This window comes from Vibrio splendidus 12E03, from assembly GCF_000272105.2.
Classification (GTDB): Bacteria; Pseudomonadota; Gammaproteobacteria; order Enterobacterales; family Vibrionaceae; genus Vibrio; species Vibrio splendidus_I.
In genome coordinates, this window is record NZ_AJZD02000300.1 from 41,241 (window position 1) to 49,585 (window position 8,345).

An 8,345-nucleotide genomic window follows, 5' to 3' on the forward strand; every position below is an offset into this window, starting at 1 on the left:
TAAAGCACAGAATTTAAGCGATGCGATTGAGTTAATCACCCATCCTTAGTTAAATGAAACCTCTCCCTTATGGAGAGGTTTTTTTATGGATGAAGAAAGGGTTTTCAATGCAAGGATGGATAGTAATTCCAGTCTCTTTAGCCTACTTGGGCGTGTTATTTCTGATCGCTTGGTATGGAGACAGGCAGGTTCGTTGGCTATCGCGTTGGCGCCCGTGGATCTATAGCCTTTCGATTGCCGTGTATTGTACCTCTTGGACCTTCTATGGGACGGTGGGTCAGGCGAGCAATAACCCTTGGTCTTTCTTACCCATTTATCTCGCACCTATTTTGGTCTTCACTCTCGGCTGGCGGATCTTAGCGCGGCTGATCTTGATAGCGAAGCGTGAACACATTACCTCTATTGCCGACTTTATCGCGGCTCGCTACGGAAAATCTCAAGGCTTGGCGGTAGCCGTCACCGTGATTGCTGTGGTCGGTATTCTTCCTTATATCGCACTGCAATTGCGTGGTATCACAATGGGGTTGGATATTGTTGCTCCGAGCCTAGCTCAAGATTTTGGCTATCAGGATTATCATGTATCTTGGTTTGTGGTCGGTGCGTTGGCCATCTTTACCATGTTGTTTGGTACTAGGCACATTGATAACACGGAACATCACCGTGGCATGATGATGGCGGTGGCGTTTGAATCCATCGTTAAGCTCGCGGCATTCCTGATCGTTGGCCTGTTCATCATGTATCTGGCGATGAGCAGCGACAAAATCGACCTGCTTGATGTGGCGGCTTCCACCTACGAATCACCGAATATTCCGACTCTAATCATTCATACCGTTTTAACCATGTTGGCGATTGTCTGTTTGCCGCGTCAGTTTCATACCATGGTGGTTGAGAACGAACGTCCTCAAGACCTGCACACCGCTCGCTGGTTGTTTCCGCTTTACCTGATTTTGATGGGACTGTTCGTGCTGCCAATTGCTTGGGCAGGACAAGGGCTACTTACTGGCATGCCTGCGGATACCTACGTGATCAGTGTGCCAATGGCAGAAGGCGCTAATCACATTGCTTTGCTGGCTTTCCTTGGTGGTACGTCTGCGGCAAGTGGTATGGTAATAGTCTCGACCATCGCCTTGGCGATCATGGTGTCGAACGATTTAGTGATGCCATTGTTACTGCGCCGTATGCGCCTAACCCAAAGAACCCATCGACACTTTTCTGGTCTGCTATTGGTGATTCGCCGCGGACTAATTTTACTGCTGTTATTGGGTGCTTGGCTGTTTTATCAAGCGCTCGATACTATTCATTCACTGTCAGCGATTGGTTTTCTTTCCTTTGCGGCGATTGCTCAATTCGCTCCAGCACTTATCGGTGGTTTGTACTGGCGTCCGGGTAACCGCAAGGGCGTGTATGTCGGTCTAATGGTTGGCTCATTGATTTGGCTGATTACCCTAATGAGCCAAACCAGCATGTTGGCCGGCGACAGTGAAAGTAACCTTTTATTGTGGATTATCACGCCACCAGAGTTGCTCAGCAGCTGGGATATCAGCAGTTCAAACTGGGGAATTGTGCTGAGTATTGTGCTTAATACCTTGTGCTATGCCGTGGTTTCGATGTCGACAAGACCAAGCCTAAGTGAGCGCTTACAATCGGCGGCATTTGTTGGCACGCCACTGCCTGAGAACGAGAATATCAGCCTCTATCAGAATCGCGTGACAGTCGCTGAATTAGAGATGTTGGCGTCGCGTTTTGTAGGCCGTAAGCGTGCCAAAAGTGCCTTACACAGCTACTGGCAACAACACGGTCAGCCGCTGCTTCCAAATCAACAAGCGCCTGCAAGTCTGATTCGACACGCAGAGCGCGTTCTCGCAGGTGTATTTGGTGCTTCGTCTGCTAAGTTAGTACTTACTTCCGCTTTGCAGGGAAGAAACATGCAGCTTGAAGAAGTCGCGACCATCGTGGATGAAGCTTCGGAACTGTACGATTTCAGCCGTGGTTTACTGCAAGGCGCGATTGAACATATTGGCCAAGGCATCGCAGTAATAGATAAACAAATGAGGCTGGTGGCGTGGAATCAACGTTACTTAGAGCTGTTTGAATTTCCTGCGGGTTTGATTCAGGTTGGGCGCCCCATTTCCGATGTGATTCGCCATAATGCCGAACAGGGTTTGTGTGGTCCGGGTGACCCAGAAGATCACGTTCGTCGCCGTGTTTATCACCTTGAGCAAGGCACTCGACATACTTCTTCTCGTATTCGCCCTGATGGTCGAGTGATTGAGGTGCAAGGTAACCCGATGCCAAGTGGTGGCTTTGTGATGAGTTTTACCGATATCACGGTATTCCGACAAGCAGAGCAAGCCCTAAAAGATGCCAATGAAAGCTTGGAATCGAGAGTGCATGAGCGAACTCAAGAGCTCGAAAAACTGAATCATCGTTTGGTAAAAGCCACGCAGATTTCGGATCAAGAATCACAATCTAAGAGTCGTTTTCTAGCCGCGGTAAGCCACGATTTGATGCAGCCACTCAATGCCGCACGTCTATTTGCTTCGTCACTTTCTGAGGTAGCAAAAGAGCAAGAGGTGAAGCAATTATCATCTCACATCGAGAGTGCACTTGGCGCCGCAGAAGATTTGATTGGTGACTTGTTGGATATCTCTCGATTGGAGTCCGGAAAGTTAGAAACCAACATTCACGCGATTGCCGTGCACGATGTGCTAACCAACTTAAATGCGGAATTTAGTGCCCTAGCGAGACAACAGAAAATTGAGTTTAAGATGATTCCATCGTCATTGTTCATTCACTCTGACCCTAAGCTGTTAAGGCGTGTGATTCAGAACTTTTTGACCAATGCGTTCCGCTATAACCCGGAAGGGAAAGTGGTACTGGGTGCGAGAAGAGTGAATGGACAGGTTCGAATTGATGTGTGGGATAACGGAACCGGTATCGATGAAGACAAGCAACAAGAGATCTTTGAAGAGTTTACCCGTGGCAGCCAAGTACGAGCCGATCAAGGATTGGGGTTAGGGCTGGCAATCTCGAAAGGTATTGCTCATGTGCTTGGTCATCAAATTTCGATGCGCTCATGGCCGGGTCAAGGCAGTGTCTTTTCTATCACCTTAGCTCGAGCGGAAAAAGTGGCTCCAGTTGTGCAAGCTTCGACGCCAATAGCGACCAGCGACATCGAACATCTCAAGATATTGTGTGTCGACAATGAACGAGAAATTTTAGTCGGCATGGAAAATCTGATTGGACGTTGGGGCTGTGAGGTTAAGACGGCGGTTGATCTGGTCGAAAGCTTGCAGTGCCTAGATGAGGGTTGGCAACCTGATGTGATCTTCTCTGATTACCGTTTGGATAATGGCAGAACGGGGCTCGAAGTATTACAGCAGTGTCGCTTGCGCCTTGGTGATTCTTTTGAAGGTGTCATCATCAGTGCCGATAGAACCGATGACATGTTGGCAGCGATAAAGGCCAACAGCTTTAGTTTTATTGCCAAGCCAGTGAAGCCACTTAAGTTAAGAGCGGTCTTGAATCGCGTGAGTTAGTTTAATTAACTCTTAGATATTAAAAAGGCCTCAGGTGAGGCCTTTTTCGATCTGTTCGCTCGGTTATGGATGACCGATTTACTTTAACCCGCGATACCGCCTTGAGTGAGTGTGGTTGGATCAAGCAACTTGCTGAGCTCTTCTCGGCTAAGATCGGTCTCTCTTTCTGCCACATCCAGAATTGGTAGGCCTTCTTTATAAGCTTTCTTGGCAATATCAGCCGCCTTTAAGTAGCCAATCACAGGGTTAAGTGCGGTCACTAGAATTGGGTTCTTTGACAGTGCCAAATCAAGATTGTCTTGGCGTACCGTGAAGGTCGCGATGGCTTTGTCCGCTAAAGCGACTGAGCTATTTGCCAACAGCTCAATGCTTTCTAGAACGTTATGAGCAATCACTGGCAGCATCACATTGAGTTGGAAGTTACCTGATTGTCCAGCTACGGTAATGGTGGTGTCGTTGCCAATGACTTGCGCCGCCGCCATAGCCGCTGCTTCTGGAATTACAGGGTTTACTTTTCCAGGCATGATAGATGAGCCTGGTTGTAGCGCCTGTAATTCAATTTCCCCTAAGCCAGCCAACGGACCAGAGTTCATCCAGCGAAGATCGTTTGAGATCTTCATGATCGCAACTGCTGCAGTTTTGAGCTGACCAGAGAGCGCAACGATCGCGTCTTGACTGCTGAGGTTAAAAAAGAAGTTTTCACTCGAGCTAAAACTGATCTTTGTCGATTGAGACAGGTTACTCGCAAATTTATCGGCAAAGCGTGGGTCAGCATTGATGCCCGTACCTACCGCTGTGCCACCTTGAGCAAGCGCCTTGATTGCTGGCAAACTGCTTTGAATGGCTTGCTTGGCGTGTTCAATCTGGAACTTCCAACCACCAAGCTCTTGAGCAAAGGTAATGGGCATCGCATCCATTAGGTGAGTACGACCTGTTTTTACTACCTCAGCAAGCTCTTGCTGTTTGATAGTGAGTGCTTCCGCAAGGTGAGTTAGTGCAGGTAACAGCTTATTTTCAGCCATCAAAGCAACGCTCACTTGGATCGCCGTTGGCACGACATCGTTACTGCTTTGCCCCATGTTGACGTGATCATTGGGATTCACGTCGCCTTGCAAGCTTCTTGAAGCAAGCGTAGCAATCACTTCGTTGGTATTCATGTTGGAACTGGTACCTGAACCGGTTTGGTAAACATCGATCGGGAATTGATCGAGATGTTTGCCCTCAATGATCTCTTGGCTGGCTTCGGCTATCGCGTTGGCAATATCACCTTCCAATAAACCCAACTGAGCATTGGTGTCAGCGGCCGCCTGCTTAATGAACGCCAGTGCTTGAATAAAACTGGTCGGCATCTTGTGCGAGCTAAACGCGAAGTTATCTGCTGCACGTTGAGTTTGTGCTTGGTAAAGCGCATCGGCAGGGACTTTAACTTCGCCCATGCTGTCTTTTTCAATCCGAAATTGTAGGGTCATGTTCTATCCTTGTTAGCCAAGTGGGGCTTGGACTTGTTGGAGTGTTTGGCTGAGATTCAAAAAACGCGCTTGGCCTTGAGGTTGCTGGCAGTAGTGGCGCTTCAAATAAAATAGTGGTGAGTGAATAGAGTCTAGGCAGATATGACGAAAGGCGAAACTGCGCTTAGGAGACTCAATCGCTTCAATTAAATGAAAGAAAACTTGGCGTAGGTACAGTTCACACAACAGGATATTTTCTTGAGCGGCATGCTTTTCATAGTAAGCCGAAAGCGTGAGTGCGCATTCGATATAGTCTCGAATCACAAACGGTTCGTTACCTTGAACTTGCTCTAATGAAGCAAAGCGATCCTGTGCTTTGTAAAATTTCGAATAGAGAACCTGCTGCTCTTTCATCATCATTTGCATCTCTTTAATGGATGTTAATGATAATTATTATCAAATGAGAATTTAAAAACAACCCTTTCTTTAGTCTTTTTATAAAATGGCAGGAAAAAAGAAAAAGCCGATACATAAAGTATCGGCTTTCTTGAGTCAGTACCTAATCCCTACAATGTAAGTACTGATTCATTTTCTAAGTGCTTCTTATCCTAGTCACTAAGTAGCGAGCTTCTTAGTGGTCGTGAGCTTCACCAGCACCTTTCGGGTAACGGATGTTCTCAACCATATCTTGTACATCTTGTGGCACTTCAGCAGTTACTTTGTTTACAGCAATCGATACTACGAAGTTTAGACACATACCTAGCGTACCGATGCCTTCTGGGCTGATACCAAACCACCAGTTTTCAGGTGTGCTTGCTGCTGGGTTAATGAACTTGAAGTAGATGATGTAGCTTGCTGTGAAGGCAATACCTGACAACATACCTGCAATCGCGCCTTCCTTGTTCATCTTCTTGTAGAAGATACCTAGGATGATCGCTGGGAAGAAGGATGCTGCGGCTAAGCCGAAGGCAAACGCTACTACCTGTGCTACAAAGCCTGGTGGATTAATCCCCAAGTAACCTGCACCGACAATCGCGACCATGGCGGCCAAACGAGCGGCTAACAGCTCCTGCTTGTCGGTCATGTTTGGTCTGAAGCCTTTCTTCAACAAGTCATGTGAAATCGACGTTGAGATTACCAATAGTAGACCCGCGGCTGTTGATAGTGCGGCTGCTAGGCCACCGGCTGCAAGCAGTGCTACAACCCAGTTTGGTAGTTTCGCCAGCTCTGGAGAAGCCAGTACGATGATGTCACGGTTGATCTTCATCTCGTTGCGCTCATCGCCCGAGTAGAACATTTTGCCATCGCCATTCTTATCTTCCCAACCTACTAGGCCAGTGCTTTCCCAGTTTTTGTACCAGCTTGGTGCGTCTGCTGCTGCGACACCTTGCATGTCAGGGCCGTTGATTGTTTCGATCATGTTTACACGAGCGAATGCTGCAACGCCTGGTGCTGTTGTGTATAGCAATGAGATGAACAGTAGAGCCCAACCCGCTGAGATACGAGCATCACGTACTTTTGGTACAGTGAAGAAACGAATGATTACGTGTGGAAGACCCGCAGTACCTACCATTAGAGCCGCACAGATGAAGAATACATCCACCATGCTCTTGTTACCTTCGGTATAGGCGGTAAATCCGAGTTCTTCGGTAAGTCCATCCAGTTTATCAAGTAAGTAAACATCTGTGCCTGATAGCGTAGAGCCCATACCAATTTGTGGAAGTGGGTTACCTGTCATCATGATTGATGTAAAGATTGCTGGAACAAGGAAGGCGAAAATGAGGACACAGAATTGAGCTACCTGCGTATAAGTGATGCCTTTCATGCCACCAAGTACTGCGTAGAAGAACACAATACCCATACCAATGATGATACCTAGGTTAATGTCGACTTCTAGGAAACGAGAGAATACAACGCCTACACCACGCATCTGACCTGCAACGTACGTGAATGATACGAAGATTGCACAGAATACCGCTACCATACGTGCTGTTTTCGAGTAGTAACGCTCACCGATGAAATCAGGAACCGTAAACTGACCGAACTTACGTAGGTAAGGTGCTAAACATAGCGCAAGTAGTACGTAACCACCTGTCCAACCCATTAGGTAAACCGCACCGTCGTAACCAACGAATGAGATGATACCTGCCATTGAGATGAATGATGCTGCCGACATCCAGTCAGCTGCAGTCGCCATGCCGTTTGCTACTGGGTGTACACCACCGCCAGCAACGTAGAACTCACTCGTAGACCCTGCACGAGCCCAGATTGCGATGCCGATATATACCGCGAAAGTAATACCGACGAGAATAAACGTCCAAGTTTGAATATCCATGTTCTAGCCTCTAGTCTTCCTGTACGTTGTATTTTTTGTCGAGCGCATTCATGCGAACAACGTAAATAAATATCAGCGCCACGAAGGTGTATATCGAACCTTGCTGAGCGAACCAAAATCCTAGCTTGAACCCGCCAAACTGAACGGTATTGAGGGCATCCACAAATAAGATGCCAGCGCCGTAAGACACTGCAAACCAGACCGCGAGCAGTGTTCCCATAATTCCCAAGTTTTCCTTCCAGTAGGCTTGAGCATGTTCCGTAGATTCGAACGCCATTGCCTTCTCCTTTATTCCGTTTTCGTAGAAACCGTTTTTGTAAAATAGCGTGTTAACGTAATGTTACGATTTAGAATGTAGCAAGGATGAGTCAAGGGATCTGTGCAACTTTAGTCGGGATGGTATTGGCGCTAATGTACTGAAATATGGGAGTTAGGAGACAGAACCATAGAAAAATGTGATGTTACAAGGTTGTTAAATTAGCCAAAGGTCTAACAAAAGTGGATGAATTAGAGTGCGAGTCATAAAATTTAACAACTAAATGACCGAGAAACGGTATTTAGTCCTGCGTATGACACGAAGGGAAACATAAGTTTGTTATAGTAACTAAAGCACTTTCATCGACCGTGCCATGCTTAGCGGCAGAAGATCAACATGCCTATATCTTGAGTTTTATTCTTTGGGGGAACGAATTGGACGCAATAACTATCAACCACTTATTTTTAACTGGTGCGGTGCTCATCACCATCAGTGTGCTTTTCTCACAAGTGTCCTCACGATTGGGCGTTCCGATTCTTTTGATCTTTTTGTTCGTTGGTATGTTGGCGGGTGAAGATGGTCCGGGTGGTATTAATTTTGATGACTACTCACTGACTTATTTGGTGAGTAACCTCGCGCTTGCCGTGATCTTGCTTGATGGCGGTATGCGAACCAAGGTCGCAAGCTTCAAGGTCGCGTTTTGGCCGTCGCTCTCATTAGCGACAATAGGCGTAGCCTGTACCGCGACTCTAACCGGTTTAATGGCG

At 47.1% G+C, this 8,345-nt stretch carries 6 protein-coding genes; 2 read left to right on the plus strand and 4 right to left on the minus strand.

Annotation, left to right across the window (positions count from 1 at the left end):
- The first annotated feature begins 107 nt into the window (after nucleotides 1-107).
- On the plus strand, nucleotides 108-3,539 hold the full coding sequence (locus tag A142_RS18980) for a hybrid sensor histidine kinase/response regulator (protein WP_032545340.1): 3,432 nt from the start codon (nucleotides 108-110) through the stop codon (nucleotides 3,537-3,539).
- Nucleotides 3,540-3,622: 83 nt separating this feature from the next.
- On the opposite strand, the gene A142_RS18985 is transcribed toward A142_RS18980, so the two are convergent.
- The 4 genes from A142_RS18985 to A142_RS19000 form a co-directional block, all read right to left on the minus strand.
- Entirely contained in the window at nucleotides 3,623-5,008 is a 1,386-nt protein-coding gene (locus A142_RS18985; RefSeq protein ID WP_019820782.1) for a class II fumarate hydratase, read from the minus strand.
- A gap of 12 nt (nucleotides 5,009-5,020) precedes the next feature.
- On the minus strand, nucleotides 5,021-5,407 hold the full coding sequence (locus tag A142_RS18990; protein WP_019820783.1) for a hypothetical protein: 387 nt from the start codon (nucleotides 5,405-5,407) through the stop codon (nucleotides 5,021-5,023).
- 211 nt (nucleotides 5,408-5,618) lie between these two features.
- Nucleotides 5,619-7,322 carry a sodium:solute symporter family protein gene (locus A142_RS18995; protein ID WP_019820784.1) on the minus strand — a complete coding sequence of 568 codons (1,704 nt, stop codon included), beginning with the start codon at nucleotides 7,320-7,322 and terminating at the stop codon, nucleotides 5,619-5,621.
- A 10-nt stretch (nucleotides 7,323-7,332) separates the two neighbouring features.
- Complete coding sequence (locus A142_RS19000; protein ID WP_010435433.1) at nucleotides 7,333-7,599, minus strand: DUF4212 domain-containing protein; 267 nt, start codon at nucleotides 7,597-7,599, stop codon at nucleotides 7,333-7,335.
- 413 nt (nucleotides 7,600-8,012) lie between these two features.
- Between A142_RS19000 and A142_RS19005 the strand changes: the two genes are divergently transcribed.
- Nucleotides 8,013-8,345: cation:proton antiporter (locus tag A142_RS19005; protein ID WP_198928609.1), on the plus strand; the 333-nt coding region annotated here is incomplete at its 3' end.